Here is a 12,166-nt window from a genome sequence, read left to right as displayed (position 1 = left end):
GGCCTGTACCTTTTCCGGGCATCGGGCCGCACGTATCATGCGTCCCTCCTTGGACGCCAGTCCGTCCGCCGCGTTACGGCGGGCACGGATCGATCCTTCCCGCGTCGCCAGCGACATCTTCTTCATTTCGGGATACAGCATCATGCAGGTCAGCAAATCGAACAAGCTCGCCAACGTCTGCTACGACATCCGCGGGCCGGTGCTCAAGCACGCCAAACGCCTGGAAGAGGAAGGCCACCGCATCCTCAAGCTGAACATCGGCAACCCGGCGCCGTTCGGTTTCGAGGCCCCCGAGGAAATCCTCCAGGACGTCATCCGCAACCTGCCGACCGCCCAGGGCTACAGCGACTCCAAGGGCCTGTTCAGCGCTCGCAAGGCGGTCATGCAGTACTGCCAGCAGAAGCAGATCGAGGGCGTCGGCATCGAGGACATCTACCTCGGCAACGGCGTGTCCGAGCTGATCGTGATGGCCATGCAGGCCCTGCTCAACAACGGCGACGAAGTGCTGATCCCGGCGCCGGACTACCCGCTGTGGACCGCCGCCGTGGCTCTCTCCGGCGGCAAGCCGGTGCATTACCTGTGCGACGAGCAGGCCGGCTGGTTCCCCGACCTGGCCGACATGAAGGCCAAGATCACCAGCAACACCAAGGCCATCGTCCTGATCAACCCGAACAACCCGACCGGCGCGGTGTATTCCAAGGAAGTGCTGGAAGGCATCGTCGAACTGGCGCGCCAGCACAACCTGGTGCTGTTCTCCGACGAGATCTACGACAAGATCCTCTACGACGAGGCCCAGCACATCTCCACCGCGTCGCTGGCGCCAGATGTGCTGTGCCTGACCTTCAACGGCCTGTCCAAGTCCTACCGGGTGGCCGGCTTCCGCTCCGGCTGGCTGATCATCTCCGGCCCGAAGCACCGCGCGCAGAGCTACATCGAGGGCCTCGACATCCTCGCCAACATGCGCCTGTGCGCCAACGTGCCCAGCCAGCATGCGATCCAGACGGCGCTGGGCGGCTACCAGAGCATCAACGACCTGGTGCTGCCCCAGGGCCGGCTGTTCGAGCAACGCAACCGCGCCTGGGAACTGCTCAACGACATTCCCGGGGTCAGCTGCGTCAAGCCGATGGGCGCGCTGTACGCCTTCCCGAAGATCGACCCTAAGGTCTGCCCGATCCACAACGACGAGAAGTTCGTCCTCGACCTGCTGCTGTCCGAGAAGCTGCTGATCGTCCAGGGCACCGCCTTCAACTGGCCGTGGCCGGACCACTTCCGGGTGGTCACCCTGCCCCGCGTCGACGACCTGGAACAGGCCATCGGGCGCATCGGCAACTTCCTCAAGACCTACAGCCAGTGATGCCACCCACCCGGTGACGATCACCGGGTGGGAACACCGTCAGGTGCCGCTCTTGACCTTGGTCCAGATGCGCGTGCGCACCCGGTCGATCTTCAGCGGCATGGCCTCCAGCGCGTACAGCTTGGTCATCACCTCTTCCGGCGGATAGACCTTGTTGTCGGCCCGCAGCGCCGGGTCGACCAGGGCATCGGCCTTCTGGTTGCCGTTGGCGTAGTGCACGTGGTTGCTGATGGACGCGGCCACCTCCGGCTGCAGCAGGTAGTTGAGGAAGGCGTAGCCGGCCTCCTCGTTGGGCGCGTCGACCGGCATGGACGCCATGTCGAACCACATGGGCGCGCCTTCCTTGGGAATCACGTACTCGATCTTCACCCCGTTGCCCGCCTCGGCGGCGCGGCTGGCGGCCTGCATGATGTCGCCGGAGAAGCCCACGGCCACGCAGATGTCGCCGTTGGCCAGGTCACCGACGTACTTGGAGGAATGGAAGTAGCGCACGTTCTTGCGCATCTCCATCAGCAGCGCCTCAGCCTTCTTGTAGTCGTCGGGGTTCTGGCTGTGGTGCGGCAGGCCCAGTTGGTGCAGAGCGATGGGCAGCATCTCCGGGCCGTTGTCGAGGATCGCCACGCCGCACTGGGCCAGCTTGGCCAGCTGTTCGGGCTTGAGGATCAGATCCCAGGAGTCCACCGCCACGCCGTCGCCGAGCACGGCCCTGACCTTGTCCACGTTGTAGCCGATGCCGGTGGTGCCCCACAGGTACGGGAAGCCGTGCTGGTTGCCCGGGTCGTTGGTCTCCAGCGCCTTGAGCAGTACCGGGTTGAGGTTGCTCCAGCCGGGCAGCTTGCTGCGGTCGAGCTTCTTCAGCGCGCCGCCCTGGATCTGCCGGGCCATGAAGTGGTTGGACGGGAACACCACGTCGTAGCCGGAGCGCCCCGCCATCAGCTTGGCGTCGAGGGTCTCGTTGCTGTCGTAGACGTCGTAGTGGGCGGCCACGCCGCTCGCCTTCTGGAAGTTCTTCAGGGTGTCCGGGGCGATGTAGTCGGTCCAGTTGTAGATGCGCACGCTCTCGGCGGCTTGGCTGGCCGACGCCACGAGCATCAGCGGGAGGAGTTTCTTCAGCATGGGGGTTACCTCGTCGATTGTTCTTGTTAGGCAGTGACTCGGGGCTGCGCCGATCAATAGATCAGCACGAAGGTCTTCCTGACGGTTTCCTGGATGTCCCACACGCCGGTGGTGTTGGCCGGCATCATCAGCGCGTCGCCGGCGCGGATCTCGATCGGCTCGCCGCCGTCCGGGGTGAAGGTGCAGCGGCCGGCGATGAAGTGGCAGAACTCCTGCTGCACGATCTGCCGGCGCCAGCGGCCGGGGCTGCACTCCCACACGCCGGCCTCGACGCCGTCGGCGCGCTCGACGCCGTGGCTGCGGGTCACGGCATGGGGCTCGCCCAGCGGCACGGCCACCGGGTTGACGTCTTCCAGGGCCATTTCGGCGGTGTTCTTGAAGTGGTCGATGTTCATCGGTTTCTCCGTGGTCATTTCATGAAGCCCTCCATCAAGCCCGCCACGCCCTGGGCCAGGCGGCGGCGCCAGGGGGCGCTGTGGGGATCGGCCAGCACCCGGTCCTCGTGGACGAAGCTGCGGATGATGGCGTTGTAGCCCAGCCAGCGGCACGGCTCCGGCTCCCAGCCGGGCAGGCGCTCCAGGCCGGAATCGGCGTGGACCCAGGGCTGGCGGGTCAGCTCGTTGTCCTGGCCGAGGATCAGCGCGGCCAGGGTGCGGCCGCCCAGGTTGCTGGCGCCCACGCCCTCGCCGCCGTAGCCGCCGGACAGGGCGATGCCGTTGCGCGGATCGCGCAACATGTGCGGCTGGAAGCGCCTGGCCATGCCCAGGTTGCCGCCCCAGGCGTGGGTCAGGCGCACGTCGCGCAACTGTGGGAACAGCTCGCCCAGCAGGTAGCGGCGCAGCTCGCGCTCGTCCTCGGTCAGATTGAAATCGCTGCGCAGGCGGCCGCCGAAGCGATAGCCGCCGCGAGCGCCGAACACCAGGCGGTCGTCGGCGCTGCGCTGGCCGTAAGTGACCTGACGGCTGGCCTCACTGAAGGCCTGGCCGCGCTCCAGGCCGATCTCGGCCCAGACGGAGGCCGACAGCGGCTCGGTGGCGACGATCAGGCTCTGCACCGGCAACTGGTGCCGGCCCAGTGGCGGCAGACTGGCGGCGTAGCCCTCCACGGCCGGCACCACCCAGTCGGCCTGCACGCTGCCGCTGGCGGTGCGCACCAGGCCGCGCTGCCAGTCGGTCACCCGGCTCTGCTCGTACAGCTCGACGCCCATGGCCTCCACGCAGCGGGCCAGCCCGCGGGCCAGCCTGGCCGGCTGGAGCGTGGCGCAGTGCGGGCTGTACAGCGCCCCGTAGGGCCTGGCGACACGCAGTTGCTCAGCCAGCTCCGCGGGCGCCAGCCAGCGGTAGTCGTCCTCGCCCAGCCCCAGGTCGCGCAGATGCCGCAGGTGCTCCTGCAAGCCGCTCAGTTGCTCGGGATAACGCGCGGCGCAGTAGAGCACGCCACCCTTGCGCAGGTCGCAGGCGATGCCTTCGCGCGCGGTGACGTCCGCCACCTCGTCGGGAATGCCGTGCAGCAGGTCGAAGGCCGCCCGCCGCGCCTCAGTGGACAGGCCGGCCAGCAGGCGGGCCTCGCCGAGGATGTTGCCCATCAGCCAGCCGCCGTTGCGCCCGGAGGCGCCGAAGCCGGCGATCTCAGCCTCGAGCACGACGATGCGCAACTGCGGCGCCTGGCGCTTGAGGTAGTAGGCCGTCCACAGGCCGGTGTAGCCGGCGCCGACGATCACCACGTCGGCGCGCAGGTCGGCCTGCAGGCTCGGCCGCGCCGCCTGGGGCTCGTCGAGCTGGTCCATCCACAGGCTGATATCGCGCCACGGGCTCATCGGGGTCTCCATCGTCGGTTGATCGACAGAGACTAGTCAGCCGGCTCAGGACTTGTCTTGCGTGCGTGCCCGCGAGGAAATTTGCCGGAGGTAGGCCCGGGGCGTCATGCCCAGGCGCTCGCGGAAGCATTTGTAGAAGGCCGACAACGAGTTGAAGCCGGCGGCGAAGGCCAGGTCGTCCACCCGCCCCGGGTCGCTGCCCACCTCCAGGCCGTCGAGCAGGTGCTGCAGACGGGCCTGGTTGACGTAGCGGTAGAAGCTCTGGCCCAGCACCTGGTTGAGCAGGTGGGAAATCTGGTTGCGGCTGTAGCCGGTGGCGGCGGCGACCTGCTGCAGGTCCAGCTCGGGGTCGAGGAACGGCTTGTGGCGCTGGAAGTAGTCCTGCAGGTCCTGGGCCAGCAGGCCAAGCTGACGCGCGGACAGGCCCAGGCGGCTGGTCGCCGGACGCGCCAGGGCGCCTTCGCCGCCGCAGCGGGCCTCGCGCACCAGGGTGGCGTACTCGTTGATCCGCCAGATCAGCCCGTCGCGCACGGTGATCGCCTCGCCGGTGCGGAACGACACCAGCCCCTCGCCGCCCAGCACGCGGGTGCGGTACTGGATGAAGGCGGTGTGGCCGTCGATGCGGATGCGGTCGAGGTGCTCCAGCAGCTCGCCAGGGCGCCGCGGCAGGTTGTTGCCGACGTACTCGCGCAGGTCGCCCAGGCGCATGGTGCGCTGCTGGAAGAAGTCGTTGTACTCGATGTCCGGGTGGTACAGCGCCAGCACCGCCTCCAGGTCGCGGTGCTTCCAGCTCAGGTGGTAGCGCAGGATGGTCTCGCGGGTGCGCTCGGTCTGCGCGGCGTCGTCGGGAAAGTCGCTGTCGTGCATGGCGGTTCGGCGGGCTAGGGACCCGCGCAGCTTGCCCGATTCCTCAGCCGGCGAACAGGCGGATACCGCGCGGCTGGGCCAGCGCCGCCGAAGGGCTCATGCCGATGATGCTGCGGAAGGTGTGGCTGAAATGCGCCGAGTCGGTGAAGCCGGCGGCCATCGCCGCGTCGGTCAGGTTCATGCCGCGGGCCACACCGACGCTGGTGACGAACAGCCGGTGCCACTGGCGGTAGCGGCGGATGGGAATGCCGATCTTCTGCCGGAACAGCTGGGTCAGGCGCGGCACCGACAGCCCCACCTGCTCGGCGAGGAACTCGATGGACTGGTTGCACGCCACGTCGGCCTTGATCAACTGCACGGCCCGGACGATGCGCGGGTCGCAGGCGAAGCCAGGCGGCGGCCGCTGCTGTGGATTGATCAGCCGCTCCAGCCAGTCGTAGGCCTCCGGGGGCGACGCGATACGCCGGTGCAGGTCGTCGAAGTCGGCGATGCAGGCCGCCTCGTCGCCCAGGGCGAAGTGCACCGGCCCGTGGCGGTTCTCCATGCGTGGCAGCAGCAAGGCGTGGTCCTCGCCGAACACATCCAGGTAGATGATCGCCACCCGCGAGCCACGGCTGTCCACAACCAGGTCCAGGCCGGCGGGCAGCAGGGCGCTACGGCAGGCCAGCTCGTCGTCGCGGCAATGGATCGCCAGCTCGCCGTCGAGGGCGACCAGCAGCATGGCGGCGGCCTGCGACAGGCGCAGCGGCTCGTCGAAGGCACTGAGGTAGAAGGTGCGCTTGTCCCACAGGTAGAGCAGGACCGGGGCATCGCTCGGAGGCATGGACGTCTCTCGCCCTGTTCTTGTTTTTGTGGGCGGCAGGGTTACCACAGGCGCGCCGACGATGAAAGTCCATCTGCCAACGGCGTCGCAATAATTCGCGTGCCGCCCGGGCGATTTCATCAGTTCTTACAAGCCGACCCTGTGCGCGAGTGTTTTCATGGCCGCCACCTCCGCTGCTGTGTGCGGAGCCACAAAAACAAAAACGAACACACAGGTACCCCCATGAAGAAGCTGCTGATCCCGGCGCTGGCCACTCTCGGCCTGTGCGCCACCCTCCCTGCGCAGGCCAACACCCAGTCGCAGACCAAGAACCCCATCGTCCTCGTCCCAGGCATCTTCGCCTTCGACACCATCGCCAGCGTCGACTATTGGCACCAGATCCCCAGCGCCCTGCAGAGCCAGGGTGCCAAGGTCCACGTGCCGAAGATCAACGCCTTCGACAGCTCGGCCAAGCGCGGCGAATCGCTGATCGCCCAGCTCGAGCAGATCCGCGCCAGCTCGGGCGGCAGCGTCAAGAAGTTCAACCTGATCGGCCATAGCCAGGGCGGCATCACCGCACGCTATGTGATGAACACCCGCCCCGACCTGGTGGCCTCGGTGACCACCCTGAACTCGCCGCACAAGGGCTCGCCGCTGGCCGACCTGGTCACCGGCGTCGCACCGCCCGGCAGCCTGAAGGGCGTCGCCTTCGACGTCTTCACCAACGCCGTGGGCAACCTGGTCAACCTGCTGTCCAACAACCGCAAGAGCCCGTCGGACGTGCGCGCCATGCTCGCCGAGTTCAACAAGCCCGGCGCCACCGCCAACAACCAGCGCTACCCGGTTGGCGTACCGACCAGCGCCTGCGGCGAAGGCCCGGAGACGGTCACCCTCAACGGCAACAGCATCCGCCTGTACTCGCTGAGCGGCACCGCCCCCCTGACCAACGTGTTCGACCTCTCCGACCCGCTGTTCGCCGTCACCTCGCTGGCCTTCAGCGAAGCCAACGACGGCGTCACCGGCCGCTGCTCCAGCCACTTCGGCAAGGTGCTCAAGGACAACTACACGATGAACCACCTGGACATCAACAACCAGGTGCTGGGCCTGGTGTCGCTGTTCGAAACCAATCCGAAGACCCTCTACCAGAACCAGGCCAACCGCCTGAAGAACCTCGGTCTGTAAGCCGCGCGGGCATGGCCAGGCACTGCGCCATGCCCGCCGCGAGGAGTGCTCGATGTCCAGCAGAATCATCCTGGCCGCCCTGGCCGTCGGCGCGACAGTGGTCGGCAGCACCTTGCTGCTGTATCGCCCGCAGCCCGCTACCCCCCTCCAAGCCGAATCCCCTTCGCCGGCCGCCGTACCCGCGAACGACGAGCGCAGCCGCCAGGCCAGCGCCCTCAACCACCAGTTGCGCAAGACTCAGACTGCCGCCCTGGCCGATCCGGGCCCGCTGCCACCCTCCCTACAAGGCGCCAGCCATGGCGTGATCCTCGGCATGGATGCGCAGGGCAACCTGGTACTGCAGTCCGACCTGCTGCACCTGTTCGACTTCTACCTGGCCGGCCGCGAGGAAGAAGGCCTGGACAAGGTACTGACCCGCATCCACCGGGACCTGGCCGCCCAGCTGAAAGGCAACGCCCTGAACCAGGCGCGCGACCTGCTGAGCCGCTACGTGGATTACCGCATCGCCCTGCAGAACCTGCCCGAGGCCGGCATCGCCCTGGATGCCGACGCCCTGCGCCAGCGCCTGGACGCGCTCAACGCCACGCGCCAGCAGTATTTCAGCGCCGAGGAATACGCCGTGTTCTTCGCTCGCGAAAACGCCGAGGACGAATACGCGGTGCAGCGTCTGGCGCTAGGCCAGCAGAAGGACCTCAGCGAGGAGCAGCGCCTGCAGGCCATCGCCGAACTGGAACAGCAATTGCCTAATGAGGTTCGCGAGACCCGGACGGCCAGCACCCGCCATGGCGACCTCTATGCCGCGACCCAGGCCATGCAGGCGCGAGGCGCCAGCGCCGAGGAAATCCGCCAGCTGCGCGAACAGGAACTGGGCAGCGAGGCCGCAGACGCCCTGGCCGAACTGGACCGCCAGCAGGCCGCCTGGCGGCAGCGCCTGGTCGACTACGCCGCCGAGCGCAACCGCCTGCGCGCCACGGGGCTCAGCGACACCGACCTGCAGGCGGCCGTCGCCGAGCTGCAGGCGAGCCGTTTCGACGCGCTGGAGCGCAAACGGGTAGAGGCACTGGACGCGGAGCTGTAAATCCCACCGCCTGGGCTAAGCTGAGCCCAGGAGGTGTCCGATGGACCAACAGAACGACGACAACAACAAGCCGCTGACCTTCCGCGAGATGCTGCAGAGCGTGCTGGCCGCCGCCATTGGCGTACAGAGCGGCAAGAACCGGGCGCGCGACTTCGAGCGCGGCAAGCCGATCCACTTCATCCTGCTCGGCGTGCTGTTCACTTCGGTGTTCGTGCTGCTGCTGTTTGCGCTGGTCAGGCTGGTGCTGCACCTGGCCGGGGTCTGAGGCTCAGCGCAACAGGCTGTCGATCGAGCAGGAATAGGCCTTCATGGCCCGATTGCGGGTGGCGCTGAAACGGCGGAAGTCCAGGCCCAGGTCGGCGCTGCCGATCCGCTTCAGGAGTTTCTTCGCCTGTCCCGCATCGACCAGGCGCAGCAGGCGGGCCATCTGGTCCTTGCCACCGCGCTCGGCGAAGTCCATCCCGGCGGCGTGGTCGTGCAGCATCACCAGCGCGCAGCCACCGAGAATGAAATGGCCGGTGGCGAGCGTGCCGATCCTGCCGTCCATGCGCGCCCGCAGCGCGCGTTCGGAATTGTTCAGCGCCGTGTAGGCGAGGCGCCTGCCCTGCTCTTCCGCCGCCTGCATGGCGCCGAAGGCCATCTCGTCATTGGCCGACCAGACTAGGGCCACATTCGGATAGCGGGGCAACAGGGCCCCGGCCTGCTCGTAGGCGCGCTGCCGGCTCCACTCGCCGTAGAGCAGCTGGCGCAGGCGCACCTGGGGCCGCTCCGCCAGGGCGCGGTGCAATCCTTCTTCCCGCAGGGTGGCGGAAGGCGTGTTCTTCACCCCGGAGAAAGCCACCAGCTCGCTTCCCTCGCTCGCGCCCTTGAGCAGATCACGTGCCATCAGGTAGCCGGCCTCCTCGTCGTTGGCGACCAGGCTGCCGATCCAGTTGGCGTACTTCTCCCGGCTACCGCCGGCCAGCCGCTGCTGCTCCACGGTGAGCGTGCTGTGCAGGGTGAACAGGCGGATGCCGCTGTCAGCCAGCAGGCGGAGGATCTCCGGGCCGAGATACTGCTCGTTGGAAAACAGCAGGTAATCGGGCTTGCGCTGGCGTTCGAGCAGGGCACGGGCGTTGCGCAGAACCGTCTCGTTGTCGCGCTCGCCGTAGAGCACCTCCAGCTCCATGCCCAGGTCGCCGGCCGCATCCTGCATGTAGCGGCTGTAGTCGACCCAGAAGCTTTCGCTGGAATAGCCGGGGTTGAAGAAGACCACGGAGGTGGCCTGCACCGGGGCGCAGAAGGCGCTGAAACAGAGGCACAGGAAAATACGGAACGACAATTCGTGAATCCGGATTCGGCAGTAGGCGGCGGAGTATACAGCGCCACTGTCGATCAGGGGTCTCGTCGATCCGCGCGGACAGGCAGCCGGAAGCAACGCCGGGCTCTCGACGCAGGCTCCGGCTTGTCGAAAGGGTTTACTGGTGGCTGACCCAGAACACGGCGGTACTCACCACCAGCACGATCAGCGCGAGTATCGCCCAGGCGTCGACGACGCTGTCCTTGTCATCAGAGACTGAATGCTTGGTCATGGCTACACCTTTCTTGTGGTTATTGGGTGTCACCACAGTTAAGACCAGGCTCGCCGTCGCCTCAAGCCGATTCGCTTATCTAATTTAGCTATGTACTTATATGGAAACTTCACTTTTTCCCATATTTACGAACTGGTATCTTCCCCAGCCTGAATAAAGAGCGCGTTTACCGTGCGCGCGAGAAAAAACCATCGCTGCCTGATGAAGCAGTAGCCTGACCTCCACAGGACACCTATGTACGTATACGACGACTACGATCAGCGGATCGTCGAGGACCGCGTCAAGCAGTTCCGCGACCAGACCCACCGCTACCTGGCCGGTGAGCTTTCCGGCGAGGAGTTCCGCCCGCTGCGCCTGCAGAACGGCCTCTATATCCAGCGCTACGCGCCGATGCTGCGCATCGCCGTGCCGTACGGCCTGCTGAATTCCACCCAGGTGCGCAAGCTGGCGCAGATCGCTCGCGACTACGACAAGGGCTACGCCCACATCAGCACCCGCCAGAACGTGCAGTTCAACTGGCCGGAGCTGGAAGACGTGCCGGAGATCCTGGCGGAACTGGCCACCGTGCAGATGCACGCGATCCAGACCAGCGGCAACTGCATCCGCAACACCACCACCGACCAGTTCGCCGGCGTGGCCAAGGACGAGATCGTCGACCCGCGCCCCTGGTGCGAGATCATCCGCCAGTGGTCTACCTTCCACCCCGAATTCACCCACCTGCCGCGCAAGTTCAAGATCGCCGTCAACGGCGCCGTGAGCGACCGCGCCGCGGTCGAAGTGCATGACATCGGCCTGGAGGCGGTACAGAACGAGGCCGGTGAGCTGGGCTTCCGCGTCGCCGTCGGCGGCGGCCTGGGCCGGACCCCGATCGTTGGCAGCTTCATCAACGAATTCCTGCCGTGGCAGCACCTGCTCGGCTACCTCGACGCCATCCTGCGCGTGTACAACCGCTATGGCCGTCGCGACAACAAGTACAAGGCGCGCATCAAGATCCTAGTCAAGGCGCTGACCCCGGAAGTCTTCGCCGAGAAGGTCGAAGCCGAGTTCGCCCACCTCAAGGATGGTCCGACCACCCTCACCGAGGCCGAAGTCGCCCGCGTCGCCGCCCACTTCGTCGACCCGGCCTACCGCGAGCTGGCCGACCAGGATGCCGAACTGGCCGCCCTCGACGCCCAGCACCCGGGCTTCGCCCGCTGGCGCCAGCGCAATGCCTTCGCCCACAAGAAGCCGGGCTACGTCGCTGTGACCCTGTCGCTGAAACCCACCGGCGTCGCTCCCGGGGACGTCACCGACAAGCAGTTGGAAGCCATCGCCGACCTGGCCGACCGCTACAGCTTCGGCGAGGTGCGCAACAGCCACAACCAAAACATCATCCTCGCCGACGTCGAGCAGCAGCAGCTGTTCACCCTGTGGGGCGAGCTGCGCGAACTGGGCTTCGCCACGCCGAACGTGGGCCTGCTGACCGACATCATCTGCTGCCCGGGCGGCGACTTCTGCTCCCTGGCCAACGCCAAGTCGATCCCGGTGGCCGAAGCCATCCAGCGCCGCTTCGACGATCTGGACTATCTGTTCGATATCGGCGACCTAGACCTGAACATCTCCGGCTGCATGAACGCCTGCGGTCACCACCATGTCGGCCACATCGGCATCCTCGGCGTGGACAAGAAGGGCCAGGAGTTCTACCAGGTCTCCCTCGGCGGCAGCGCCGGCCGCGAATCCAGCCTGGCGCAGATCCTTGGCCCGTCCTTTGCCCAGGAGCAGATGGCCGACGTGATCGACAAGCTGATCAAGGTCTACGTCGAGCAACGCACCGAAGAAGAAACCTTCCTCGATACCTTCCGCCGTATCGGGATCGACCCGTTCAAGGAGCGCGTCTATGCAGCGAATCATTAAAAACGGCCAGGTGCTGGACGAAACCTGGCACCTGCTGCCCCAGGACGCCACGCTCGACAGCGTCAGCAACTGCGACGACCTGATCGTGCCGCTGGCCCTCTGGCGCGAACACGCCCATGCCCTCAAGGCCCGCGACGGCGGCCTGGGCGTGTGGCTGGACGCCGGCGAGGAAATCGAGGAAATCGCCGACCAGCTGGACAACTTCCAGGTGATCGCCCTCAACTTCCCCGCCTTCACCGACGGCCGCCACTGCTCCAGCGCCTACCTGCTGCGCAACCGCTACGGCTACAAGGGCGAAGTGCGGGCCATCGGCGACGTGCTGCGCGACCAGCTGTTCTCCTACAAGCGGGTCGGCTTCGACGCCTTCGCCCTGCGCGCGGACAAGGACCCCCATGACGCGCTCAAGGCCTTCGAGGACTTCTCCGAGGTCTACCAGGCCTCCACCGATCAGCCGCTGCCGCTGTTCCGCCGCCGCGCCTGACTCGCC

12 protein-coding genes are annotated in these 12,166 nt (G+C 66.8%); 6 read left to right on the top strand and 6 right to left on the bottom strand.

From position 1 onward, the window contains the following. Positions 1-142: 142 nt before the first annotated feature. On the top strand, positions 143-1,354 hold the full coding sequence (locus N5D30_RS10150; RefSeq protein ID WP_220814862.1) for a pyridoxal phosphate-dependent aminotransferase: 1,212 nt from the start codon (positions 143-145) through the stop codon (positions 1,352-1,354). 39 nt (positions 1,355-1,393) lie between these two features. On the opposite strand, the gene N5D30_RS10145 is transcribed toward N5D30_RS10150, so the two are convergent. From N5D30_RS10145 to N5D30_RS10125, 5 genes are read right to left on the bottom strand one after another with little or no spacing between them, the layout of a single operon-like run. Continuing rightward, on the bottom strand, positions 1,394-2,470 hold the full coding sequence (locus tag N5D30_RS10145; protein WP_220814863.1) for a polyamine ABC transporter substrate-binding protein: 1,077 nt from the start codon (positions 2,468-2,470) through the stop codon (positions 1,394-1,396). Between the two features lie 53 nt (positions 2,471-2,523). Then, entirely contained in the window at positions 2,524-2,865 is a 342-nt protein-coding gene (locus N5D30_RS10140) for a cupin domain-containing protein (protein WP_220814895.1), read from the bottom strand. Between the two features lie 14 nt (positions 2,866-2,879). Beyond that, positions 2,880-4,286 (bottom strand): FAD-binding oxidoreductase, encoded by a 1,407-nt coding sequence (locus N5D30_RS10135; protein ID WP_279908860.1) that lies wholly within the window; start codon positions 4,284-4,286, stop codon positions 2,880-2,882. A 45-nt stretch (positions 4,287-4,331) separates the two neighbouring features. Next, a complete protein-coding gene (locus N5D30_RS10130; RefSeq protein ID WP_279908859.1) occupies positions 4,332-5,153 on the bottom strand; it encodes a helix-turn-helix domain-containing protein in 822 nt (273 codons plus the stop codon). Between the two features lie 43 nt (positions 5,154-5,196). Continuing rightward, the gene (locus N5D30_RS10125) at positions 5,197-5,976 is read right to left on the bottom strand and encodes an AraC family transcriptional regulator (RefSeq protein WP_279908858.1); all 780 of its coding nucleotides are present in this window, start codon (positions 5,974-5,976) and stop codon (positions 5,197-5,199) included. A gap of 222 nt (positions 5,977-6,198) precedes the next feature. Between N5D30_RS10125 and N5D30_RS10120 the strand changes: the two genes are divergently transcribed. The 3 genes from N5D30_RS10120 to N5D30_RS10110 are packed head-to-tail and all read left to right on the top strand — an operon-like array spanning position 6,199 to position 8,480. Then, the gene (locus N5D30_RS10120) at positions 6,199-7,137 is read left to right on the top strand and encodes a triacylglycerol lipase (RefSeq protein WP_220814867.1); all 939 of its coding nucleotides are present in this window, start codon (positions 6,199-6,201) and stop codon (positions 7,135-7,137) included. A 52-nt stretch (positions 7,138-7,189) separates the two neighbouring features. Beyond that, a complete protein-coding gene (locus N5D30_RS10115) occupies positions 7,190-8,215 on the top strand; it encodes a lipase secretion chaperone (protein WP_279908856.1) in 1,026 nt (341 codons plus the stop codon). 40 nt (positions 8,216-8,255) lie between these two features. Further along, positions 8,256-8,480 carry a DUF2970 domain-containing protein gene (locus N5D30_RS10110; RefSeq protein WP_220814869.1) on the top strand — a complete coding sequence of 75 codons (225 nt, stop codon included), beginning with the start codon at positions 8,256-8,258 and terminating at the stop codon, positions 8,478-8,480. 3 nt (positions 8,481-8,483) lie between these two features. Here the strand turns inward: N5D30_RS10110 and N5D30_RS10105 are convergent, their stop codons facing one another. Continuing rightward, positions 8,484-9,536 (bottom strand): ABC transporter substrate-binding protein, encoded by a 1,053-nt coding sequence (locus tag N5D30_RS10105; protein WP_279908855.1) that lies wholly within the window; start codon positions 9,534-9,536, stop codon positions 8,484-8,486. 484 nt (positions 9,537-10,020) lie between these two features. On the opposite strand from N5D30_RS10105, the gene N5D30_RS10100 reads away from it, so the two are divergent. Next, positions 10,021-11,679, top strand: a complete 1,659-nt coding sequence (locus N5D30_RS10100) for a nitrite/sulfite reductase (RefSeq protein ID WP_279908854.1) — start codon at positions 10,021-10,023, stop codon at positions 11,677-11,679. Beyond that, positions 11,663-12,160 carry a DUF934 domain-containing protein gene (locus N5D30_RS10095; protein WP_279908853.1) on the top strand — a complete coding sequence of 166 codons (498 nt, stop codon included), beginning with the start codon at positions 11,663-11,665 and terminating at the stop codon, positions 12,158-12,160. The genes N5D30_RS10100 and N5D30_RS10095 overlap by 17 nt, the downstream gene beginning before the upstream one ends. The last annotated feature ends 6 nt before the right edge of the window (positions 12,161-12,166 follow it).

The organism is Pseudomonas sp. GD03875 (genome assembly GCF_029840585.1).
GTDB lineage: Bacteria > Pseudomonadota > Gammaproteobacteria > Pseudomonadales > Pseudomonadaceae > Aquipseudomonas > Aquipseudomonas paralcaligenes.
The sequence above is the reverse complement of the archived record's forward strand: the minus strand, read 5'-3'. Positions and strand labels throughout refer to the sequence as shown.